This window comes from Thermogutta sp. (genome assembly GCF_039793925.1).
In the GTDB taxonomy this organism is placed as follows: Bacteria; Planctomycetota; Planctomycetia; order Pirellulales; family Thermoguttaceae; genus Thermogutta.
Map to the genome: position 1 here is coordinate 289 of NZ_JBAMME010000091.1, position 1,122 is coordinate 1,410.

The 1,122-nt window shown below is 55.4% G+C and carries 2 protein-coding genes; both read left to right on the forward strand.

Annotated features, from left to right (window positions below):
* Positions 1-895 (forward strand): hypothetical protein (locus tag ABJK56_RS03530; RefSeq protein WP_347243286.1); only part of this gene is annotated, 895 nt, incomplete at its 5' end.
* A gap of 2 nt (positions 896-897) precedes the next feature.
* Positions 898-1,122 (forward strand): hypothetical protein (locus ABJK56_RS03535; protein ID WP_347243287.1); only part of this gene is annotated, 225 nt, incomplete at its 3' end.

Here is a 1,122-nt window from a genome sequence, read left to right on the forward strand (position 1 = left end):
CAACGATATGAGCTGGACGCTATCAGTCGTCAGCGCCGGTAGTGAATACGACCTTTCAGACAATGTCAATTACCTGCTGGCCGGCATTGATGGCATCGCCGCTGCTCCGGTGGCTCGCATCACTGAGCGAGGTCCGATGCAACATGGTGAGAGTGATTTCGGGTTCAGGTTGCAGCCCCGGAGGATCTCCCTCGCGCTGTTGGACTGGGGTGGTGATACTGCAGCCTGGTTTGCCCGGCGCGAAGAGATCATGCGAATCTTTCGTAGTACGAATGAACCGATACAGCTCAGAATCGCGTGGGATAATCAGGTGAGGCAGGTTGATTGCTATCTTATCGGCATGATGGAGATGCCTCCGGCGGTTGGTCTTGTGCCAGGGTGGCAGAAAGTTGGGATTGAGCTCATTGCGCCCGACCCGACGTTTTACGACCCGGTTGGGGTTACGGTAACCTTTGCCCTTGGCGGTGGTGGCACGCTTTCTGTGCCGTTATCCGTGCCGATGCAGGTCGGCTCCAGTGTGATCGATCAGTCCATTCCGATTTATTACACTGGAACCTGGGACGCGTTCCCCATCATCACCGCCAGGGGCCCGATAACTGACCTGCTTGTTCAGAACAACTCCTTGGGAGATAAACTGGATTTTACCGGCACCACGATTGCTGCGGGAGACCAATACATCATTGATTGCCGATATGGTCGCAAAATGGTCACCCGGCAGAGTGACGGCGCCAACAGAGTGCAAGACTTGTCAGCGGATAGCAATCTCGCGACATTCCGCATTGGCGCCCATCCTAATCCACCTGGCGGCATCAACAGCATCCGGGTAAAAGCTAGTGGCTTGACCTCAGGCAGTTGTATCTATATTCAATTCAATTCACGGTACGTGGGGGTGTAACGATGGCAGAATTCTCTCTTTTCTGGACTACCGGGACCACGGGCGACGGGGCAAATCCATATACCGACGCTCAGCTGTTTGCATGGCTGCGACGCACATTCAACAGCGACATGTACGCCGACCGAGGCCCTCTGAAGGGGTATCGCGGCGAATTGGCAGTAACGCCCGGCACTGGCAAAGTGACAGTTGCGGATGGTGCGGCTTACGTATACGGCATCCCGTATGAG